Below are 268 nucleotides of genomic sequence, written 5' to 3' on the forward strand. Positions count from 1 at the left end.
CCTTGCCTACTGGCGGGAGAAGCTGACGGGCGCGGCTCAGCTGGAGCTGCCCTCCGACCGTCCCCGCCCGGCGGTGGCGACCTATCGGGGCGCGGTGGAGCGGTTCGCGTTTCCGGCGCCTCTTCTCGATGGATTACGTCAGGTCGGGCGGGAGCAGGGGGCGACGTTGTTCATGACGTTGCTGGCGGCGTTCCAGGCTCTGCTTGGGCGTTACAGCGGTCAGGGCGACATCAGTGTGGGGACTCCGGTGGCGGGTCGGGGCCGTCCG

The 268-nt window shown here is 70.1% G+C and carries 1 protein-coding gene; it reads left to right on the plus strand.

The features are described 5' to 3' along the window. The coding region (locus N5079_RS35275; RefSeq protein WP_261588566.1) for a condensation domain-containing protein at positions 1-268 on the plus strand (268 nt) is incomplete at both ends.

Source organism: Planotetraspora sp. A-T 1434, from assembly GCF_025420585.1.
In the GTDB taxonomy this organism is placed as follows: domain Bacteria; phylum Actinomycetota; class Actinomycetes; order Streptosporangiales; family Streptosporangiaceae; genus JAOEGB01.